Origin of the sequence: Chryseobacterium endalhagicum (genome assembly GCF_016745235.1) — a bacterium.
GTDB classification, from domain to species: Bacteria; Bacteroidota; Bacteroidia; order Flavobacteriales; family Weeksellaceae; genus Chryseobacterium; species Chryseobacterium endalhagicum.
The window spans coordinates 1,724,631-1,746,435 of sequence record NZ_JAELVM010000001.1 but is presented as its reverse complement, the minus strand read 5'-3'; the positions used below and the strand labels follow the sequence as shown (position 1 = coordinate 1,746,435).

Below are 21,805 nucleotides of genomic sequence, written 5' to 3'. Positions count from 1 at the left end.
TTTCTTTGGAGTCTTGTTTACTTTAGTCATGTTAATCAATAAAAAAATTATCATGAAAACAATTACAGGAAAAGTACTTAAGAAAAACCAAATGAATGCTATTACAGGAGGAACCGCTTTTATAACGCCAAGTAGTCCGGGGGCAATTAAGCCTCCTCAACCTCCTATCTGCCAAAATCCACAACAACCCATTGGAGGAATTCCTGCTATCTACACAATGCCGTGGGGCGGACTTCCGTGGGTGGAGCCTAAATAAAACAGTATAGATGAAGCTGTCTCAATAAGTAGAATATCAAGAATCTCCTAAATGACAAAAGTTCAAGAGAGGAAATACTTTTGAGACAGCTTCTTTGTTAAAAATCACAAACAATTATTGACATTCAGACACAAAATGATAAATAATCTGAGAACTGAACTTCAAGAAGATTATCCATTTTTCAACACTTTTCAACCATCACTTATCTCCTGGTAAGTAGTGATAAAACCTTCACAAAATATTAATTTTTAAAGTTTTTATTGGCTTTTGATTTATAAAACCAATATGCATTATGGAACGTATATATTCTTTAGTAATATACTTGCTTTTAGGATGCCTAGCATTCAATGCCCAGTCTCCATGTTCAGACTTCAATGCTTCTTCCAATCCTGCCGGAAACTGGGCGCCCTCCCCTGCGCCCAATGGAAATGTATCGGTAAACTTTGGCTCTCCCAACGCTTTAGACGGATCACAGCATCTTATTTTAGGTGACAAATCCGGTGGTTCCTGGTATCAAAATACTACAGATTTCCGAGATCTTGGAAAAAGATTCCTGGGCCAATGCCTTTATTTTGATTTTTATCTTAAAAATGACAGTGGCTTTGGACAACCTTACCATCCATTCATTATTATTTCCAACGGGGTCCACTATGCCACATTTACAGCAAATGTAACAGTAACACCGGGAAGCGGATGGGTTCGTATTAAAGCTCCTATTCAATTTTCGAGCGGCGGCGTACTTCCAAGTAATTCAGATGGAAGCTGGGCACTGAACACATCCAGTAATCCGGCAGACTTTGATAACCTGATGATGACCTCCACCACTCTGATTATTACTCCTGATATTACCACCACTCAACAGGAAATAGTATTTTTTGATAATATCTGCGTGAAACCATGTACTGACTGTACAGCCGATTTTAATCTTGATATTTCATTCAATACATTAAACAATACTGCTAATGCGAATTTAACCATAATCAATCCTATCCTTTTTTCCACACCTGGAAGTCCTGGACCTACTTATGTAATAGATTGGGGAGATGGCACTTCATCCAATTTTATTTATCCTACTACACCACATACCTATTCTACAGCGGGTACTTATACAGTTTGCGTTACAGAAAACGAAGGTAAATTCTCCAAATGCAGAAGATGTTTTACCTTCTGTTACAGACCATCCAATCTTCCATCAAAAGAAATCACTACTACTGTAAAGGCCAAATCATCAATATCTGAACTTGAAGCAATTGCAAAAGCAGAACGACAGGCTGATAAGCAGAACGACTTTTCCATAGTCCCAAATCCTGCAAAAAGTTATATAGAGATCTCAACAATTCAAGACGCAAGGGAAACTGTTTATGTGAGAATTATTGATACTTCAGGAAAAACAGTACTTGAAAAAAACGAAAATCTTGACACCGGACACCAGAGCATTAAGATTAATATTGAAAAAATGAATCAGGGAAACTATATCGTTGAATTAAAATCAAACGGTAAAATCAGTTCGCAAAAGTTGATTATTTCAAAGTAATTGGGAATAGCTGACACCGAATTCAACACAAATTAAAAAAAGCTTCAGGAAAAGTTTCTTCCTTACAGCAGAAGCTTTTCCTATTCTACGAAAACTCAAATAACATTCAAAATATTAATAATGAAAACAAAAGAATCACTTACAATACTGAGCCCAATAAAAAAGCTCTTTTATGAAATAAGCAATAAAGAATATTGTATTACAGTAAGGAGAGTTTATCTGCATCATTCGATTTTCATAGCACTTATATCGGTATTATCTTTAGGCTGTCAAAAAAATCTTGATGAAATTACTGAACAGCCATTACAGCAGGATCATCAGCTTTATATGCATAAGAGTACTGACAGCGATCCAAAAAAGATGCTGAAATTTGAGACATTGGCTGACTATGAAAATTTTTTTGACAATCCTGAATTTGCAAATCAAAAAATAGAAACAACAGATTATTCCCCTCTGCGAAATACCATAGATGAAATCAATTATCTAATTGATTTGCAATCACCGGACTTGGAGACTAATCCAAAAATGGAAGACGCAATTTATGCCGAATATGGATTGTTGCTGGATATTTTAAATCAGAAAAAATTAGTGGAACTGGGAAACTATATTGTACGGGTAGATCTTGCTAATGACAAAATTTATACGATCTCCAAGACTACCCCTGATGCCATAAATATTATTCTAAACAATCCAACAGATGAATCTGTGATAACTTCACATGATCCTAACACTGAACTGGTTTCTTACTTATTTAATTTTATTGGATGTAAAGACCGATGGGCAAACAAAAGACAAAAAAGACTAGATAGCAGTAATGATGGTGTATACTGTACCAGAAACAGAAAAACAAAAAAAGAACTGACGTATCAGTCTGCCGGAATTTATTTTTCTATAGTAGGAGAAGCGAAGGGACAAAAACGTGCACTTATTTGGTTTAGTGATAATACCCAGTATCCGGATATTTCCTATTTTTCTTACACTTTCAAAAAAAGATGTGGCAGTTCAGAGTATTGGGGAGGAGATCCTGACAGTTGGGGAAACAGCCTGGCCTGGTCTCATGATGGAAATAAAGCTACATTCAGGCCTTACCAAAGCACCTATGCTTTGAAAGAATATAATGTATATGCTGACATTGTTGGCTGCGGAGGAACCCATACTTTACATATTGAGGATCATTAATATTTGTTATTACACATTACATGAATCTGTACAAACAGTAGAAATCTCAGGATTTCTACTGTTTTTGTTTTTCACCCCTTCTCTGTTTCGGTTAAAAAAAATCTATTCAATTCACTTTACAGAATATTCTTTACTGTGAGTTGCATTATTATCAATCAAATTCTATATTTACACCATTATTCAATGTGATGTGAAAAAATTATTTATACTTTTCTCATTTTTCTTTTGGCTGGCTCCAACATTATTTTTTGCACAGATTCCCGGAATGGTCAATTATAATGAAGAAGACGGCCTGAATAATTCACATTCCTATTCACTGAGCCAGGATCCGTCCGGATTTCTCTGGATTGGAAGTGACAATGGCCTGTTCAGGTTTGACGGAAAGGAATTTAAGCATTTCAATAATAAGCATGGCCTGAAAAACATTGAGGCTTTATCCTGCATCCCTTTATCCAACGGTGAAGTTTTCGTGGCTACCTTTCTGAATGATTTTGCCTACCTGAAAAACGGAAAAGTAATCAATTCGGATATGAACAGCGAACTGAAAAAAATTCAGTTTACCCATAATCCGGACTATTATATTGACGGCAGCTCCCTGTACTTATACTCCACCTATAACCCTGCAAATATTTACATTTACAAAGAAGGGAAAGTGAACAGAATTCCCGTGGATGTCAAAACAAACTCAAAAAATGAATATTATACTTTTGGCCTTGACATTCCGGATCATACATTCTATCAACTGGATCAGTATAAAGGTGGAAACATTATTGCTTATGACATCAGAAGCAAAAAGAAAACGGTGTGCAATATTTATGCAAATAGAAGCACATTCATCCTTAGAAAAGGGAATATTTTTGTGTTCAGAAACAAAAGAAATGTAGACGTATATCAACTTCATAATAAATTTTATTTCAAAAAAATTAAAAGCTATCAGGCTCAGGAAAATATAGAAAGACACATCATAGACAAAAATAACCGCCTTTGGCTTTGTCTGGAAGAAGGCGGAGCTCTTTATTTCAAACAGTCACTGCTGGAAGAAGGCGAACTCACCGCCCCTGTTAAGATGATGGAAAACTATATCATGAGTGACATCCTGGTAGATAAAGATAATAATACATGGTTTTCTACGAGAAATAACGGGCTTTTCTTTATTGCCGACCGTTTTTTCAAAAACTATATTCACCGGCCGATCAGCAATAATGCGTCTTACATTACAGTGATTGCAAAAAACATTGATGGTCATGATCCTAATATTTATCTGGGCTATAATGAGTCCAAAAGCGGCCTGTACCACAACGGACAGGTCACCGATCTTGTTTTTGAAAAAAATATCAAATTAGAACACAAAGCTATTTTTGCGGAAGGAAATACAGTTTTATTCGGGCTTACAAGAAGACTTTTCCAGTACAATACCGGAATCAAAGAGACGCTTTTTTTAAAGGATATCGTTTTAAAGAATATCGTACCCTACACACAGGGATCTATTCTGCTGTGTACCTCAGACGGACTTCTTTCTTACAATTACCGGACGAGAAAATACACGGATGTACTCAGTAAAGAAAGAATCTATACCGCACTTCCATACGCCGGGGACAGCCTGTTTGCAGGAGGTTTTAAGGATCTTTATAAAGTAAATACCATCACCAAAAAGAAAACCCTGTTTCTGGAAGGATATTATTTTACAGATATTAAAAAGCTCAGGGATAATCTATACGTCGGAGCGACCAATCTCAATGGGATTATGCTTTTTGATAACAGAAGAATCATCAGAAAAATTACGGAAAGTACGGGACTTTCCACAGGACAGATCAAAAAAATAGAAGTTGAAAACAAAAATATCTTCTGGGCAAGCACCAATTACGGACTCAGCAGAATAGAGCTTAAAGGAAATGATGTGAAAATCAACAATTTCACACAGACAGACGGCCTTCCCTCCAATACCGTTGCAGGATGCGTTCTCTCCGGAGACACCCTTTTTGTAGGCACATCAAAAGGTTTGGGGATTCTTTCGGTCAAAAATCTGATGAGCCAGAAAAGCTTTATCGATAAAAAAGTGATCATTAATTCTGTAATGATCGGAGGTAAGGAAATTTTTGATCCTCATCAGACATTATCGGGGCAGACTCCGGAGAATGATATTACCTTTAATGTAAGCTTCCCTGATTTTACTTCACAGGGAAAAATAAGCTACCGCTATAAAATTGAAGGACTCAGCAACGACTGGCAAACCAGTACTTCTCAAAAAATCACCCTTTATTCCTTACCGCCGGGAAATTATACCTTTACCATCTTCGGTATCGGATATAACGGAAAAAGATCTTCCGTCCCTACTGAGCTGCATTTTGAAATTCATCCCAAATTCTGGCAGACCTGGTGGTTCAAAACCATGATCATCAGCCTTGGTGCCGCTGCGCTATTTATCATGATCAATCTGTATTTTCAGAAAAAAAGAAATAAAAAACTGGAAACGCTTTACTACGAAAAAAAGATTGCTGAGCTTGAACTTCAGGCTATCAAAGCTCAGATCAACCCGCATTTTATCTACAACTGTCTTAATTCCATTCAGTTTCTTCTGTATAAAAAAGACTACCGGGAAACGGAAAACTATCTTGAAGTATTTGCCCAAATGATCAGGAAAACCCTGCATTATTCCGAGAAAACATTTATGCCGATTCAGGAAGAAGCGGACTATCTTTCTTTATATCTGAATATGGAAAAACTGAGGCTGAAAGACCTGTTTGATTACAAGATCACCATTTCTGAAAAGGTTGATAAAAACTGGGTAGTTCCTTCACTTCTGATCCAGCCTTTTGTGGAAAATGCAATAAAACACGGCGTTTCAGGTTTAAAAGACAGGAAAGGAAAAATAGACGTGTCATTTGACCATACCGGAACAGCACTCTGCGTCATCATTGAAGACAACGGTGTAGGAATCGGCAGCGGAAAGCAGACCAAGGCTGATTCTTTCGGGGTAAAATTATCTCAGAAAAGAATTGAAACATTCAGGCAGCTTTTTGAGACTCATATACAACTGGAGATCATCGATCTTTCTGAAAAAGAACAAAGACCGGGAACCCAGATCAAACTTTATATCAAACCCTATGAAAACCAAAATACAAGCATGCATCATTGATGATGAACAGGATGGAAGAGATTATATTGCTCTTCTGCTGGAGAATGAGTTTCCTGAAATCCAACCGGCATTTCAGGCATCAAGTGTGGAGGAAGCCTATATTTATCTGTCCAAAAATACACCGGATATTATTTTTCTGGATGTACAGCTGAAGGACGGGACCGCATTTGATCTTCTATCCAAATTCAGGGAAATAGATTCCCGGATTATTTTCATTACGGCATATGAAAATTTTGCCATACAGGCTATAAAAAACGGTGCTGCAGATTATTTATTGAAACCTATTAAAAAAATGGATTTCATTATCGGGGTCAATAAAGTTCTGGAAAACATCAAAAAAATAAAAAGTTCTCCCGGTGTTTCATTACCTGAGAATAAAATCAGCCTTCCCACCCTTCAGGGCTTCAGACTGACCAATATCAGCGATATTATCCGCTGTGAAGCAGATTCCAGCTACACTACTTTTTTCCTGACCGACAAAACCAAAATCATTGTTTCCAAAACCCTGCATGAGTTTGAAGAACAGCTTACGAAATATAATTTCTTCAGGATACATCATAAGCATCTGATCAATCTTTTTCACCTTAAAGAATATATCAAAGGAAAAGGCGGCCAGGTTGTGATGGCTGACCAGTCTATTCTGGATGTTTCCGTCCGCAAAAAGAATGATTTTTTACATAAGATTGAAAATTTGGAATAATAAGCTGCATTGAAATTCAGTCCCGTATTATTTTCCAATCATTATTTCAGCTTCCTTTTCACCAATCTGCCCGGGCCTTCTGTATGAAAGGCTCGAATACGATCATTTTTCCGGTAAAATAGTTTAGGCATTCTATCTTAATAGTCAGAAAAATCTACACTTAACCTTAATTCATCTACACTTATTAGAAAAACAGCCACACTTACCAATTCACACAAAAGAGAATTGATAATCCCTTTAATTTTATTTCAAACTAAAAGGTGAGGCGGACCACAGATATTTTAAGACTGGATCATCTCACTGCCAAAAACTAACCAACCATAAAAACTATTGATATGAAACTCAGAAACATGACCATTTTAGGATTGTCTGCAGGCCTGTTCCTTTTATCGGGCTGCCGTGACAACAATGAACAATTTGAAGAGCCGGTAACAGAAAAAACTACGGCTTCAAATAAAATAACCACCTCCGATCTTCCTCCGGCCCCTCCGGAAATACGGGAAGAATTTGCTCAGGACGGTATTAATATTGATAAGGTACGCGTTGACTATTTTTCAGACGGCCAGCCTGCTGATATGATCGCGGACCTTGAAGGTAAATTCCCGGTTGCCTCTTTGGTTAAAAATCCGGTCGATCAATCTGCTGTAATTACGGTAAGAACTTTCACATCAGAAGAAAGATACCTTACCTATGGTGACCAGAACAACCTGAAATTCCGTGAAACCAAAGCATTTAATGAAACGATTCAGAAGTACGCTGAAGTGAACGGCCTGGTTCCAATGGCTGAAGCCGGAGAGCAGCTGCCGGACAGTTATTATGCTTTTGAAAAGCAGCAGTATCAAACCTTCTTTGGAGCGTTCAGCCCGGGATGGCTTCGGGTATATGATGATATTATCCCGTATGGCTCCAATAAGTATGTGATGTCCCCTTTCGTTCCTACCCTTGGGTTCTGGTTCTTTGATAACTGGAATAATAAAATAGGATGCTACAAAAGACAGCACCTTTACATGGTAGAACATCTGTATGACAAAAAATTTTTCAAAAAGCATCTGGTAACTCTTTCAGGATGGGGTACTTCTACAGTAATATTCTGGGGAATTCTGGGCTATTGCAACAACAAAGTAGAATCTATGAAACTCTATTAAATAATGCAAAATAGATAGAAGGCTGTTTCGGAAGGAGCAGCCTTTTTTGTACGTTCCTGTTTCATGATTGCAAAAAATAAATTAAATTCGGTTCAACAAAACAATTTTTCATGATACAACTTCCTTTATCCAAGCTTTCCAATGTAGGAACTACCATTTTCAGCCAGATGACACAGCTTGCCAATGAAAATGAGGCGATCAACCTTTCCCAGGGTTTTCCGGACTTTATGCCGGATCCTGAACTGCTGGACCATGTGAATCACTTTATTCAGAAAGGATTCAACCAGTATGCTCCGCTGGGAGGAATGATGCCGCTGAAGGAAGAAATTGCCAGAAAAATTGAGAACAGCCACCGGGCCATTTACCATCCCGATTCCGAGATTACGGTTACCGCAGGAGGTACGCAGGCTATTTTCACAGCTATTGCCACATTTGTGAAAAAGGATGATGAAGTGATCATTTTTGAACCGGCTTATGACTGTTATGAGCCTACAGTAGAGCTTTTCGGAGGAATTGTAAAACGTTTTGAAATGAAAGCTCCGGATTATGAGATCGACTGGAATACGGTGAAAGATCTGGTAAGCGATAAAACCAAAATGATCATCCTGAACAACCCGAATAACCCTTCAGGGAAGATTTTAAAAGAAAATGACCTGCAGGAACTGATCAAAATCGTTAAAGATACTTCCATCCTTATTCTGAGCGATGAAGTGTATGAAAATATTGTATTCGACGGAAAACAGCATCTGAGCATCTGTCAGTATCCCGAACTGAAGAAAAGAAGCCTTCTTGTCGCTTCATTTGGAAAGTTATTCCATGTCACAGGCTGGAAAACCGGTTATTGTGCAGCGCCTAAAAATCTTACTGACGAATTCAGAAAGGTACATCAGTTTAATGTTTTCTGTGTCAACACCCCTATTCAGCTGGCTTTGGCGGAATACATGAAAAATGATGAGCATTATAATCACTTAAATGCATTCTTTCAGGAAAAGAGAGATTTTCTCAGAAAAGGTCTTGAAGGCACGTCTTTCGGGCTTCTTGATTGTGAAGGAACCTATTTTCAGGCCCTTACTTACGATAAAATTTCTGATAAAAACGATTTTGATTTTGCTTCCGAGCTGACCATTACTCATAAAGTGGCCAGTGTTCCATTTTCATCGTTTTACAAAAACAAAAGAAATGATCACGTCATCAGGTTATGTTTTGCGAAAAAGCAGGAGACCCTGGAAAGAGCGATAGAAAATCTTTCGAGGCTTTAAATTTTATATCAGCGGGGAAAGCAGTCTGGCCATATGCTCAAAGAAAACTTTGGATTTTGGCCTTTTTCTCCAGGATTCAAGGGAAATTTCTTCACAGTCATTCATATCTTCACGAAACAGGTCCTGAAGTTTCCCATTGATTTTCGGGTCAAAAACCAATGCATTGACCTCAAAATTCAGTTCCTGGCTACGTACATCCATATTCGCGGTACCTACCGATGAAAAGGTATCATCTATGAGCATTGTTTTGGCGTGAATAAAGCCTTTTTTGTAAAAGAAAATCCTCACCTTATTGTCTAAAAGCTCCTCATAGTAAGAATAAGCCGCTGCATTTACAACCACGGAATCACCGGATTTAGGAACCATCAACCGGACATCAACGCCGGAAAGGGCAGCCTGTTTAATAGCGTTCAGCACTGTTTCAACCGGAACAAAATAAGGGGTAACGATATATATCCTTTTTTTGGCAGAAAGCACTGCGGACGTGGTACTCAGCATAATGGAAGGTTTGGTATCCGGACCGCTGGCCGCCGTCTGAATCAGTGAAGTTCCTCCTCCTTCCTTTTTCGTAAAATAAAGCGGGGAGACTTCAGGAATTTTTTCCGTTGCAAACACCCAGTTGCTGAAAAACAGAAACTGAAAATAGAACGCCGCTTCTCCTTTCATATACAGGTGAACATCCCTCCAGTATTGCTTGGGATTAGGGTTAATATATTTATCCGAAACATTGATTCCGCCTGTAAAAACTTCCGCTCCATCCACAATAATAATCTTTCTGTGGTCCCTGTAATTGACCCGGTTCGCCAAAAGCCTGAATGTGATTTTATTAACCGGAGAAACCTGTATTCCGCCTTCTTTCAGCCTGTTCAGAAGCTTTTTCCCTATTTTCCCGCTGCCCATATCATCATACAGAAAACGGACGATCACGCCTTCTTTTGCCTTTCTGATCAATACATCGGCAAGCCTGTTCCCTATTCCGTCATTATCATAAATATAATATTCCAGATGGATATGATGAACTGCCCTCTCAAGAACTTCAAAAACCTTTTCAAATTTTCCTTCTCCGTTGACCAGTACTTCTGCATGATTTCCCTGTGACAATGGAGAATGTCCGGCATTATAAAGAAAATTGATGGTCGTCAGAAACTGGTCGATGTCCTCTTTATGATTTTCCAGGGTTTTATGATGGGTTTCCCTGATATAATTGCTTACCGCCTGATAAACCTGCTCATTCCTTTCTATTTTAAAAGTATAGAACTTATTTTTCCGGTAGTTCACCCCAAAGACGAAGTAAATGATAATCCCAAGCACCGGAAGAAAAATAATCAGCATGAGATAAGCCAGAGTCTTGCTGGTATTCTTCGTATCCATAATGATTTTCCCGGCCAGAAAAATAATCCCGAGAAGATAAAGAACTTCAAGCCCTACAAGGATATAGGGAAACTGGTTAAAAAATTCTTTAATCATAGGAATGAAGTTTATTATTGATATTAAAGTTAGGTAAATTTGGTAAAAACTCCCTTATCCATTTATTCTGTGATGAAAAAAATAAAACCAGCCCTTTTCAGAACTGGTTTTAATATGGTCTTATGTGAAATTGCTTCGTCTTTTCACTTACAAAAACATTCCTCCCGAAGCCTCGATTCTCTGTCCTGTAATCCATCCCGCATCTTCTGTACACAGGAATGCCACTACGCCACCGATATCATCCGGAAGTCCGGCTCTTCCTAAAGCGGTAATACTGGAAATCATTGAATTTACATTCTGATCATCTCTGGTTCTTCCGCCGCCGAAATCTGTTTCTATAGCTCCGGGAGCAATAACGTTGGCTTTAATTTTTCTAGGTCCAAGTTCTTTTGCCATATATTTGGTCAGCATTTCTACTCCGGCTTTCATTGAACCGTAAACAGATGATCCCGGTAGGGCAAACCTTGCCAGCCCGGAGGAAATATTGATAATTCCACCGCCATCGTTAATAAAAGGAAGCATTTTCTGGGTCAGAAAGAAAACACCTTTGAAGTGAACATCCACAATATCGTCCAGCTGTTCTTCCGTAGTTTCTGTAATGGGTGCATATAAAGCGGTTCCTGCATTATTAATCAGGAAATCAATGTTTGAATGGCCCGTTTCAGTTTGCAGATGATCTGTAATGTTCTTCACAAATGCATCGAAGCTTTTTACATCTCTGGTATCCAGCTGGTAAGCGATAGCGTTTTGTCCAAGAGCCTTTATTTCATTAACCACAGCATCAGCTTCTTCCCTGCTGCTTTTATAAGTGATGATAACGTCTAAACCTTTCTGAGCGATCTTAAGGGCTGCATTTTTTCCAAGTCCGCGGCTTCCACCGGTTACTAATGCGATTTTTGATTTTGTATTCATTGTGTGTATTGTTACAAGTATTATTTAATGATACAAAGTTGGAAAATTCCGGAGAAGAAACCTTTGCCCGAATCAATCTGAAATTTGCAAAATTCAAATCATGAGCGGAATTCCATTGGAGTAACTGATGTTTTCCTTTTGAAAAAGTTGGAAAAATGGGCAATTTCTTCAAAGCCCAGCGCGTATGAGATCTCGGAAACATTCCATTTCGTCTGTCTCAGGAGGATTTTTGCTTCCTGAACCATCCGGTCGGCTATAAATTCCGTGGTGGTTTTTCCGGTGCTTTCCTTTAGTTTTTTGTTTAAATAATTTACATGAACCGCCAGTCTATCGGCATAATCTTTTGCTGTTTTCAGCTGCAGCCTCTGTTCGGAAGATTCAATGGGAAACTGCCTTTCCAAAAGTTCTATAAACAATGAAACCACCCTTAATGAAGCATCATTGGAAGCGGATAATTTGGCGGCTGGCTGCAATTTCTGTCCATAATGGATCAGCTCCAGGACATAATTTCTGATCAGGTCGTATTTAAAAACATAATCAGAAGCTATTTCGCTCTTTATTTTAGCAAACAGGGTCTCAATTTCATCCGCCAGCTCGTCATCAATTTCAAATAACGGAACATTTCCGGGCTGAAATATCGGCAGTTCTTCCAATGAAAACCTGGACTGTGCCTTAATGAAAAAATCTTCGGTAAATACACAGAAACTTCCGGACTGATCGGGATCTTCAGGAACCCAGTGGTAGGGAACTTTTGGTGTGGCAAACAGTAAAGCGTTCTTCTTGATCGCGATAATTTTATCAGCATATTCTGCTCTGTTCTTCCCTCTGATCAGGCTGATCTTATAGTATTTCCTTCTGTTATAAGGCATTTCCGAGGTGGTTTTTGCCCGTTCTATGGTCTGCCTGATATCAAATACATTAAAATGTCCGATATCTTTATGAAGTCCTTTCGGGAAAATACTTTCAAGGTCTTTTCCCAGTTTGGCGGTCATCTCTTTATAAAAATCTTCCAGGGATGCATGAGCGATCTTTTCCATAGCTGATGATTTGTAAAATTCAAATATACAAAGTTGGAACTTAATAAAAACAGGCTTCCCCGAAAACATTAAATGAGCTTTTCAATTCTTTAAACACCTTATAATCAATAATTTTTAATACTTTAGTCAGACTAAACCCATAAAAATCATTATTATGAAAAAATTAAATTTAGCCCAGGGAAAAAAATTAAACAAAAAAGAGCTGCGTTCTATTACCGGCGGTTTAATGATGTGTCTGGATCCGAAAACCAATCAGTGCAGAATCTTTTCAAAAGGCTGTGCGGATCCTCAATGCCGCCCGGACCTTCCTTAAACAAAACCATCTGTTGATAAAACACGAAAATTACGCAACAAATTTTCTTTATCGGGTGATATATATCCGGATTTTTCATATCTTAGTTTTCAACTAACTCACTAAAAATCAAAACAATGAAAAATCAAGATGTACCGAAAGGGAAAAAACTGAACAAAAAACAGTTAAGAAGCATTACGGGTGGATTAATGGACTGCATTGATCCTATGACCGGAGGATGCAGAAAAATATCAATAGGATGCGCACAGCTGCAGTGCAGGCCGATCATTGATCCTTTATAGAAAACAAAACCGTTCATCATCTGAGCGGTTTTTTTATGTTTTATCAACCCTAAAACACAAAAAATATATTTTTTTTCTTCATTAAGTGATATATGTGAATATTTTTCATATCTTCGATTTCAACTAACCTACTAAAAATCAAAATAATGAAAAGCATGTTTTTACAAAGCGGAAAAAAATTAAGCAAAAAAGAATTAAAAACTATTTCAGGAGGTCTATTGAACTGCATGGAGCCGGTTCTTTGCCACAATCCACCATGCGAGCCTTCTTCTGATCCTTATGGATGTACGATCATTTCAAAAGTTTGTGCACAAAAAGAATGCAGACCTCAGCCTATTGAACTTTAAAATTTCATTAAAAAGAAGTCAATATACTAACTAAACCAAAGAACCATGAAAAACAAAGGAAAAAAACTAAACAAAAGAGAATTAAGATCTATTATTGGCGGTAAGGAACAATGCATTGATCCAGCAACCGGGGAATGCAGAAAATATGGTAACGGCTGCGCTGAAATGAAGTGCCGTCTCATCATTATAGATCCTATCGAAGTTATATAATAAACTTAGAACTATCTTATACAACCGTCTTCCGAGGCGGTTTTTTTTATGCAAAAAACGCTCCCAAAATTTCTTGTGGAAGCGTTTTTCTATAATAACTAACTTTAATATTTTCTTATACGTTGAATCTAAAGTGCATGATGTCTCCATCCTGAACGATATACTCTTTACCTTCTACAGAAAGTTTTCCGGCTTCTTTTACTTTGGCTTCAGAACCATAACTCATATAGTCGGCATACTTGATCACTTCTGCACGGATGAATCCTTTTTCAAAATCGGTGTGGATTACCCCGGCTGCCTGTGGCGCAGTCCATCCCTGTCCGATAGTCCATGCTCTTACTTCTTTCACCCCAGCTGTAAAATAGGTCTGAAGTTTCAGCAGGTCGTAAGCTTTTCTGATCAAACGGTTGACACCCGGCTCTTCAAGTCCAAGCTCTTCAAGGAAGATCTCTCTTTCTTCATATGTTTCCAGCTCATTGATATCCGCTTCAATTTGTGCCGCTAATACAACCACTTCTGCTCCTTCATTTTTAGCCATTGCTTCGATCTTTCCTATCCATTCGTTTCCGTTTTTGATAGAATTTTCATCTACGTTACAAACATATAGTACAGGCTTTTTCGTTAAAAGCAGGATATCATCAATAATCGGTTTGGTAAGATCATTCACTGTAAATTCTCTTGCATTTTTCCCGTCTTCAATGAATTTTTCCAGACTTTGAAGGGTTTCGTACACCAGAATATCATCTTTCTTTCCGGATTTGATGAACTTTTTAGCTTTTTCAACTGCTTTTCCTACGGTTTCTAGATCTTTCAGCTGAAGTTCGATATCGATGATTTCTTTATCTCTAAGAGGATCTACAGAACCTTCAACGTGGATGATGTTTCCATTGTCGAAGCATCTTAAAACGTGGATAATAGCCTCACATTCGCGGATATTGGCCAGGAACTGATTTCCCAGTCCTTCTCCTTTGCTGGCCCCTTTTACAAGACCTGCAATATCAACGATTTCAACTACAGCCGGTAATACCCTCTCAGGGTTCACAATTTTTTCCAGTTCAAACAGCCTCTGATCCGGTACAGATACCGTTCCTAAGTTCGGTTCTATGGTACAGAAAGGATAGTTTGCTGACTGTGCTTTAGCGTTGCTTAAGCAATTAAAGAGCGTTGATTTACCTACATTCGGAAGGCCTACAATTCCACATTTCATATTGTAAAATTCAAAGTTTAAAGGTTTAAGGTCTAAAGTTCAATGTTTAAAGTTGTACGGCTTTTCACCCGATTTGTTGAACCTTGAACTTTAGCGTGCAAAGGTAGTGAATTTTGAGGGAGATTCATAATAAAAAATCTGCCAGTTTTCTGACAGATTTTTAATAATTTTTTGTTCACCAATTGATCTTTATGGATTATCTCCGGTAGCATTCTGAGCCAGCGGAACATCGTTTGGTGCTTCCTGTAATGTTTTATCTAAAGTAAATAAAGATTCATCCGTTGCTCTGTCTCCCCCTGCAATTTTCAACTTATCAATCAGGCTGGATGCCAGCGTTTCTTCTTCTATCTGCTCCTGAACAAACCACTGCATAAAATTCCAGGTTGCCCAGTCTTTTTCTTCTAAAGCCAGATCTACAATTTTGTAAATGGCTGTGGTATTGTCTACTTCATGTTTAAAAACGCCATCAAAACAAGCCGTTAAAGACTCCGGATCTGCCGGAGGAGCCGGAATGGAATCTACTTTTGGTTTTCCGCCTCTGTTCAGAACATATTCCATGAATTTGATGGAATGGTTTCTTTCTTCCTGCGCATGTCTGTACAGAAAGTTGGCAATTCCCTGGTACCCTTTATCATCCGCCCATATTCCATACGACAGGAAAACGTGTGAGGCGTGAATTTCTTTGTTCATCTGGTCGCTCAGTGCTTTTTCCACTGTTGGGGAAAGTCTGTTGGTATTCATAATGCTATATTTTTGTGATTATGATAATAGTGATGCAAAAATGGTTCCGCTCCTTGTGTATTTACATCAACTTAACTTTAAGTTAAAATCATAATATATTGAAATAAAATACATTACATACTTTATTTATAGTTATTCTAAAATAAGAACCAGTCCTTTTCTGAACTGGTTCTTATTCTTTTTATCATCTTTTATATCCCGAAGATTTTATAGATTGAGCCGATTTAATTACTTTATCTTCTTCGCCATATAATCACTTTCATTTCCAAGTCTGTCAACAGCTTTTATAGCAACTGCGTTTAATTTTCTTCCGTCTTTAGATTTTGGAATTTCTTTGGTCAGTGTATCTAATGTCAGGATTTCCGTTTCCCAGACTCCGTTGTACTGAGTGAAAAGTACCCATTGAAAAACATCAGCAGCATTTTTAATACTCCAGCTTATTCTGGCTGAGTTTCCATTATCTGCAACGTAAATAGTGGGCGTCTGCAATGGTACAGTCTTTATCCATGCTGTTTTCGGAACCAAAGCTTTTTCTTTGTAAGGACCGTTTTTCAGAACAGGAAGCATATTTGGATTTTTTGTAAGTCCGGCAATACTCCAGTGGATCTCTCCGGCATCGTTCTTCAGGATCTGTCTGGAAATTTCAATCTGGTTTTTGATTTCCGTTGGGCGGTCTGAAACTTTGATCTCAACGGTGTTAAGTCCCGGCCAAAGATGGCGGTTCATGGTGTTTTCAGATTTCCACCAGTTTAATAGTGCTTCAAATCCCTGCCCTTTTGAATCGATGGGCCAGTACAGCTGCGGTGAAAAATAATCTACCCAGCCTTTATTCAGCCATAATTTTGCATCGGCATATAATTCGTCATACTGCGAAGAGCCAACAATTCCTGCGGGATATCCGGGTTTCCAGATCCCAAAAGGACTGATCCCGAATCTTACCGTATTTTTTTCCAGGTGAATTTCTTTATAGATTCTTTCCACAAATTTATTCACGTTATCTCTTCTCCAGTCTGCTCTGGATAGCGTTCCTCCGTTTCTCAGGTATTCGTTCCAGGTTGCGTTGTCAGGGAAATCTGCCCCTCTGTTGTAAGTGGCATAAGGATAGAAATAATCATCGAAATGAATGGCATCGATGTCATATCTCTTAATAATATCCTTTACCACATTGGAAACATGATCCTGCGTTCTCGGGTTGGCAGGATCAAACCAATACATTCCGTTCTTTAATCTTATCACGATATCAGAAAGCCTGCTGGCCATAGACATACTGTTTACAGCCCCTCCGTTTGAATGGTGGGCACGGTAAGGGTTTAACCAGACATGAAGCTCTATTCCCCGTTTATGGGCTTCTTCAATCCAGAACTGAAGCGGATCATAGTTTGGATATGGCGCAGTTCCGGTTTGTCCTGTAAGAAAGAACGACCAGGGCTCTATACTGCTTGTGTACAAAGCATCTGCCGATGGTCTGATCTGAAATATCGCAGCATTGAAATTGTTATCTTTCAGCATATCCAGCATATTTATGGCTTCTGCTTTCTGCTGGTCAACCGTTAAATTATTTCTTGAAGGCCAGTTGATATTGGCAACACTTGCAATCCAGGCACCGCGAAATTCTCTTTTAACTTCCGGAAGTGTTGTTCTGAAAGTATCATCCGCTGCGGGAGTTCCCGTTACAGGTTTTACGGAAACCACCGGATCTTTGGGTTTTGTAGTATTATTTACGGTATTCGGTTTGGATTTTACAGGCTGTGTTTTAACGGTATTGCTCTGAACTGAACAGGAAGCACTTACGAAGGCTAAAAGGCCTGATATATATACTAATTTGATTTTTTTGATTTTCATATTTGTTCTGAAGAAATAATTTCTGAGATGTAAAAACACAAAACTAGTAATATAAAGATGATTTACGGGAATTAATGCTCCAAAAATTTAGTTTCTATGAAAAAAAACAGTACCCACCTTTCGATTTGTACTGCTTTTATAGTGAAAATAGTTGATTAAAATTTCAGATTCTTTTAAAACCAGATCTGGCAGATCAACACTGCATCATCCACTGTTCATTTTTTGTTGAACTGCTTTCAGATTCAGAACATAAAAAAAGTAGCCAGATGAAAACGGTTATTTCTTGCATTAAATTCATTCCCGATTCCCCTTCCGTTGATCTGGGCATCTCCCCAGGTGGCGACTGTATTTTCTACTTCAAATCTCAGTTTAATGGTTTTGCTCAGCAGCCAGTCAACCCGTGGAGCTATCCGCCAAAGCTTATCAACACTGCGGGTTCCGGGAGTTGCAGAAACAGCACCCCAGGAAGAAGTAACCCCATAAGCGGTCGCCGTTCTCCCTTCAACAGCATCCTTTACTCCTTTATTTTTCACCAATCCTGCAAAAAGTCCGAATGCAATTTTCGTTGATGTATTCTGCTGGAAATCAATCCATGCACTTTGTGTATCCATCGTCCGGAAAAGATCTGCCTGACCCGGCGCAGAATACCCCACAAAACCGCCCAGCATAACAAATGACGAAGCATTCTGTACCATCGCGGCAGATGCACTGATCGTTAACGGTTTTGTGATTACTCTCGCATAGGCCATAACCGTAAGGCTTTTCACTTTTTCATTATTGACAATTGGAGGCGTTCCTGAGGAAAGTTGAGGCCTCAGAACTTCATATTGTCCAGCGATACCTGCCACCAATTTTGGAGATTTATACTGAAGCTGCACATGGGAAGACGGCATGCCGCTGTCGCGATAAGGAGCTGTATTTGGGGTAAAATCACGCTGTGATAAGACCGCTGCGATAAGCTTAAAGTTTTCATTCAGCTTTTGGGTGACACGGATCTGGGGATTCCTGTTCAAACCGAATATAGGAGCTCCGGTACCGTAATTAACAATATTAGGCAGGCAGTCCAGAACCACCACAGGGCTCCAGTACTGCCCGATTCCCAACTGCGTTTTTTCCCAGTCAAAGGTCACGTAGGCATGACGAAGCCGCAATTCATTAATTCCGGCTTCTGTAGACCCGAAAAACTCGGCTTCCAATAATCCCGCAGTTTTCGCCCCCAGTACGTCAGGGCCTTTTACATTGATTCCGGCCCGTGAAAGCACTGAAAGCATGTGGAATTTAGGTGCGGCATTAATGTCTACTCCATTTACATCCAACATCCGGTCTCTCGGGTAAAGGGGAACGATATTCTCACCGGCACCGATATTCTGCCGGGTATCATAAAAGGCATCGTGGCGTAGAAATCCATAGAAATTTACTTTTACGGGGCTTTCTTTAGCTTCTTCAACAGGTTTTACAGCTGCGGCAGATAAGGTATCCGTTTTTTTTCCGGCAGTTTGCTGAGCCATCAGGGGAACAGCTGATAGCAGAATCAGACAACAGCATACTTTTACAATTGTTTGTTTCATTTTCGTTGTGTTTTTTATATTAATTTTCATCACTAAATCGCAAACATACAATTAAACATCACGCTAGTATTTGTCAGATGTAATTTATTTGCACATTCAATAATAGAATCAAATAAAAACACACAAATGATTAACAATTTCAAAAACAAAACAGACAATAAATGAAAATTTTAATCAATAAAAAACAAAATACATAATATCATTTATTTAAATTAAAAAAATTATTCAATATCAAATCAGAAATGAAAACAGGCCTATACAATCATCCGAAATCATTCAAATACTAAACAAAAAAGCCCCGAAAAATTCGGGGCTTCATTATATTGATAAGAGTTTGATTATGCTTTCGCTGATCTTTCCACTCTTTTTCTTTCTTCTTCAGAAAGTAATTTCTTTCTCATACGGATGAAGTTCGGAGTTACCTCAATCGCTTCATCACCCTGGATGTATTCCATACATTCTTCAAGAGAGAATAAGATTTTAGGCGCCACACCGGTATCTTTATCTTTTCCGGAAGCTCTCATGTTGTTCAGCTGTTTTGCTTCCACGATGTTTACTACCAAGTCACCAGGTTTGTTTTGTTCACCGATGATCATTCCTGCATAGATTTCCTCACCCGGATCTACGAAGAACTTACCTCTATCCTGTAGTTTAGCAATAGAATATTCTGTAGCAGGACCCTGAGTTTTGCTGATCAATACTCCGTTGTTTCTTCCAGGAATAGCCCCTTTGAAAGGTTTGTATTCTGTAAAACGGTGTGCCATAATAGCTTCACCTGCAGTAGCTGTCAACATCTGAGAACGCAATCCGATCAAACCTCTTGAAGGAATTTCGAATTCCATGTGCTGCATTTCTCCTTTAGTTTCCATAATGTGAAGATCCCCTTTTCTCTGAGTAGCCAAATCGATTACTCTTGAAGCAAATTCTTCAGGAACATCAACCACTAAAGATTCGTAAGGCTCACATTTTTCTCCGTCGATTTCTCTAAGAATAACCTGCGGCTGACCGATCGTCATTTCGTAACCTTCTCTTCTCATCGTTTCGATCAAAACGGACAAGTGAAGAATACCTCTACCGAATACAAGGAATGTATTCGCATCATCAGTCTGCTGAACTCTTAATGCAAGGTTTTTCTCTAATTCTTTTGTTAATCTTTCTTTCAGGTGATTGGAAGTTACATACTTACCATCTTTTCCGAAGAAAGGTGAATTGTTGATAGAGAACGTCATGTTCAGTGTAGGCTCATCAATAGCCGTTCTTTCCAATGGTTCAGGATTTTCAAGATCTACGAAAGAATCTCCGATCTGGAAAGCATCGAAACCAACTACAGCACAGATATCACCTGCCTGTACTTCAGTTACTTTTTTCTTTCCTAACCCTTCGAAAACGTATAATTCTTTTACTTTTCCTTTTACAATTTTACCGTCTGCCTGAGCAAGACCGATCCATTGAGATTCCTTAAGCTCACCTCTTGTTACTTTTCCAATCGCGATTCTTCCTAAGAAAGAAGAGAAGTCAAGAGAAGTAATCTGCATCTGAAGGTTTCCTTCTGATACTTTCGGTGCAGGAACGTACTGTAAGATTCCATCCAATAAAGGTAAGATATCTTCAGTCTGCTCTAATGAAGTGTTGAACCAACCTTGCTTTGAAGATCCGTAGAACGTTGGGAAATCCAACTGCTCTTCCGTAGCTTCAAGGTTGAAGAATAAGTCAAATACCTGATCGTGAACTTCGTCCGGACGACAGTTTGGCTTATCTACTTTATTGATCACCACCAATGGTCTCAATCCAAGTTCCAAAGCTTTCTGAAGTACGAATCTTGTCTGAGGCATAGGCCCTTCAAAGGCATCTACCAACAAAATTACCCCATCCGCCATTTTTAGAACTCTTTCTACCTCACCACCGAAATCGGCGTGACCAGGAGTGTCAATTACGTTAATTTTTGTGTCTTTATAGGTAACAGAAATATTTTTGGATAAGATCGTAATCCCTCTCTCTCTTTCAAGATCATTGTTATCCATTATTAATTCTCCACTTTCCTGATTTTCTCTGAAAATGTTTGTAGCATGAATAATCTTGTCAACCAAAGTCGTCTTCCCGTGGTCAACGTGTGCGATAATCGCAATATTTCTAATGTTTTGCATGAATGATTTTTACGGGTGCAAAAATAGTGATTTCTAATGAATAATAAGCAAGAATATGAATTAATTAACAAATTCATAATGAGCATTTTCGATCATCTGCCCTGTTAACGCTTTAAAACTGAATATTATAAAATTCTGTTTAAAGCATAGATTAAGAAAATATAATTAGATTTTATGGATTAAGTTCACCAATATCTTCGAAAAAAATAAATACAGACGATCTGAATCAAAACAATTCCTGCGAATTTCAGCAGAAAAGATTTTTTTGAAATTTTATGTCTGAAAAGAAGCATTCCCAAAACCGCCCCTGCCGTTCCTCCAATAAGGGTTAATCCCAGAAGTGTATTTTCAGAAATCCTTTTTTTATGCTTCACAGCCAGTCTTTTGTCCCAGCCAAAAACGATAAAAGTAAGAAGACTAAGGAAGAGAAAAATATATATCATCTGTGCAAAAGTAGTGAATTGGACGGTGGCTTCGAGTACCTCAGCCACCTTGTATTTGTCTTTTGATTAAAAGTTTATCCTTTA

The 21,805-nt window shown here is 38.5% G+C and carries 20 protein-coding genes; 11 read left to right on the top strand and 9 right to left on the bottom strand.

Annotated features, from left to right (window positions below; genetic code table 11):
- The first annotated feature begins 52 nt into the window (after positions 1 to 52).
- The 7 genes from JET18_RS07610 to JET18_RS07580 all read left to right on the top strand — a co-directional run bounded on the left by JET18_RS07610 (position 53) and on the right by JET18_RS07580 (position 9,209).
- A complete protein-coding gene (locus JET18_RS07610) occupies positions 53 to 256 on the top strand; it encodes a hypothetical protein (protein WP_202090015.1) in 204 nt (67 codons plus the stop codon).
- Positions 257 to 548: 292 nt separating this feature from the next.
- Positions 549 to 1,790, top strand: coding sequence for a T9SS type A sorting domain-containing protein (locus tag JET18_RS07605; RefSeq protein ID WP_202090014.1), 1,242 nt, complete (start codon positions 549 to 551; stop codon positions 1,788 to 1,790).
- A 120-nt stretch (positions 1,791 to 1,910) separates the two neighbouring features.
- Positions 1,911 to 2,969: a hypothetical protein gene (locus JET18_RS07600; protein WP_202090013.1), complete on the top strand. Its 1,059-nt coding sequence runs from the start codon at positions 1,911 to 1,913 to the stop codon at positions 2,967 to 2,969.
- A 190-nt stretch (positions 2,970 to 3,159) separates the two neighbouring features.
- A complete protein-coding gene (locus JET18_RS07595) occupies positions 3,160 to 6,105 on the top strand; it encodes a sensor histidine kinase (RefSeq protein ID WP_202090012.1) in 2,946 nt (981 codons plus the stop codon).
- Positions 6,074 to 6,805 (top strand): LytR/AlgR family response regulator transcription factor, encoded by a 732-nt coding sequence (locus tag JET18_RS07590; RefSeq protein ID WP_202090011.1) that lies wholly within the window; start codon positions 6,074 to 6,076, stop codon positions 6,803 to 6,805. Before JET18_RS07595 ends, JET18_RS07590 begins: the two co-directional genes overlap by 32 nt.
- A gap of 335 nt (positions 6,806 to 7,140) precedes the next feature.
- The gene (locus tag JET18_RS07585) at positions 7,141 to 7,950 is read left to right on the top strand and encodes a hypothetical protein (protein WP_202090010.1); all 810 of its coding nucleotides are present in this window, start codon (positions 7,141 to 7,143) and stop codon (positions 7,948 to 7,950) included.
- A 110-nt stretch (positions 7,951 to 8,060) separates the two neighbouring features.
- The gene (locus JET18_RS07580; protein WP_202090009.1) at positions 8,061 to 9,209 is read left to right on the top strand and encodes a methionine aminotransferase; all 1,149 of its coding nucleotides are present in this window, start codon (positions 8,061 to 8,063) and stop codon (positions 9,207 to 9,209) included.
- Between the two features lie 3 nt (positions 9,210 to 9,212).
- On the opposite strand, the gene cls is transcribed toward JET18_RS07580, so the two are convergent.
- From cls to JET18_RS07565, 3 genes are all read right to left on the bottom strand, one after another.
- Positions 9,213 to 10,676, bottom strand: a complete 1,464-nt coding sequence (gene cls, locus JET18_RS07575) for a cardiolipin synthase (protein ID WP_202090008.1) — start codon at positions 10,674 to 10,676, stop codon at positions 9,213 to 9,215.
- A gap of 147 nt (positions 10,677 to 10,823) precedes the next feature.
- Positions 10,824 to 11,588 carry an SDR family NAD(P)-dependent oxidoreductase gene (locus JET18_RS07570; protein ID WP_202090007.1) on the bottom strand — a complete coding sequence of 255 codons (765 nt, stop codon included), beginning with the start codon at positions 11,586 to 11,588 and terminating at the stop codon, positions 10,824 to 10,826.
- Between the two features lie 98 nt (positions 11,589 to 11,686).
- On the bottom strand, positions 11,687 to 12,625 hold the full coding sequence (locus JET18_RS07565) for a helix-turn-helix domain-containing protein (RefSeq protein WP_202090006.1): 939 nt from the start codon (positions 12,623 to 12,625) through the stop codon (positions 11,687 to 11,689).
- Positions 12,626 to 12,779: 154 nt separating this feature from the next.
- Between JET18_RS07565 and JET18_RS07560 the strand changes: the two genes are divergently transcribed.
- The 4 genes from JET18_RS07560 (at position 12,780) to JET18_RS07545 (ending at position 13,776) form a co-directional block, all read left to right on the top strand.
- Positions 12,780 to 12,938 (top strand): bacteriocin, encoded by a 159-nt coding sequence (locus JET18_RS07560; RefSeq protein WP_202090005.1) that lies wholly within the window; start codon positions 12,780 to 12,782, stop codon positions 12,936 to 12,938.
- 116 nt (positions 12,939 to 13,054) lie between these two features.
- Entirely contained in the window at positions 13,055 to 13,219 is a 165-nt protein-coding gene (locus JET18_RS07555) for a bacteriocin (protein ID WP_117614944.1), read from the top strand.
- A 146-nt stretch (positions 13,220 to 13,365) separates the two neighbouring features.
- Positions 13,366 to 13,566: a bacteriocin gene (locus JET18_RS07550; protein ID WP_202090004.1), complete on the top strand. Its 201-nt coding sequence runs from the start codon at positions 13,366 to 13,368 to the stop codon at positions 13,564 to 13,566.
- A 45-nt stretch (positions 13,567 to 13,611) separates the two neighbouring features.
- Positions 13,612 to 13,776, top strand: coding sequence for a hypothetical protein (locus JET18_RS07545; RefSeq protein WP_202090003.1), 165 nt, complete (start codon positions 13,612 to 13,614; stop codon positions 13,774 to 13,776).
- Between the two features lie 115 nt (positions 13,777 to 13,891).
- Here the strand turns inward: JET18_RS07545 and ychF are convergent, their stop codons facing one another.
- The 6 genes from ychF to JET18_RS07515 all read right to left on the bottom strand — a co-directional run bounded on the left by ychF (position 13,892) and on the right by JET18_RS07515 (position 21,721).
- Entirely contained in the window at positions 13,892 to 14,983 is a 1,092-nt protein-coding gene (ychF, locus tag JET18_RS07540; protein ID WP_202090002.1) for a redox-regulated ATPase YchF, read from the bottom strand.
- Between the two features lie 189 nt (positions 14,984 to 15,172).
- Positions 15,173 to 15,724: a ferritin gene (locus JET18_RS07535; protein WP_202090001.1), complete on the bottom strand. Its 552-nt coding sequence runs from the start codon at positions 15,722 to 15,724 to the stop codon at positions 15,173 to 15,175.
- Between the two features lie 228 nt (positions 15,725 to 15,952).
- The gene (locus JET18_RS07530) at positions 15,953 to 17,566 is read right to left on the bottom strand and encodes a glycoside hydrolase family 10 protein (protein WP_202090000.1); all 1,614 of its coding nucleotides are present in this window, start codon (positions 17,564 to 17,566) and stop codon (positions 15,953 to 15,955) included.
- 242 nt (positions 17,567 to 17,808) lie between these two features.
- Complete coding sequence (locus tag JET18_RS07525) at positions 17,809 to 19,134, bottom strand: DcaP family trimeric outer membrane transporter (protein WP_202089999.1); 1,326 nt, start codon at positions 19,132 to 19,134, stop codon at positions 17,809 to 17,811.
- A 338-nt stretch (positions 19,135 to 19,472) separates the two neighbouring features.
- Positions 19,473 to 21,278 (bottom strand): translational GTPase TypA, encoded by a 1,806-nt coding sequence (gene typA / locus JET18_RS07520; protein ID WP_202089998.1) that lies wholly within the window; start codon positions 21,276 to 21,278, stop codon positions 19,473 to 19,475.
- 185 nt (positions 21,279 to 21,463) lie between these two features.
- Positions 21,464 to 21,721: a DUF1294 domain-containing protein gene (locus JET18_RS07515; RefSeq protein ID WP_202089997.1), complete on the bottom strand. Its 258-nt coding sequence runs from the start codon at positions 21,719 to 21,721 to the stop codon at positions 21,464 to 21,466.
- Between the last annotated feature and the right edge of the window lie 84 nt (positions 21,722 to 21,805).